1 tRNA gene is annotated in these 210 nt (G+C 53.8%); it reads left to right on the forward strand.

Annotated features, from left to right (window positions below):
• Positions 1-48 precede the first annotated feature (48 nt).
• Positions 49-124: transfer RNA gene (locus DID96_RS38085), tRNA-Ala, on the forward strand.
• Positions 125-210 lie beyond the last annotated feature (86 nt).

Raw genomic sequence — 210 nt, forward strand, 5'->3', positions numbered from 1 at the left:
AGACCCACCAATTGTCTGGCGGTAACACCTGAGGAAGTCTCTGTACATGGGGGCATAGCTCAGCTGGGAGAGCACCTGCTTTGCAAGCAGGGGGTCGTCGGTTCGATCCCGTCTGCCTCCACCAATCACCAACGCTAAGGGCTTGGTTCAGACACTGAACCGAGAATTTTGCATTGGCGATTGAGCCAGTCAGAGTGATATGTGAAAACG

Source organism: Burkholderia sp. Bp8963, assembly GCF_003854275.1.
Classification (GTDB): Bacteria; Pseudomonadota; Gammaproteobacteria; order Burkholderiales; family Burkholderiaceae; genus Burkholderia.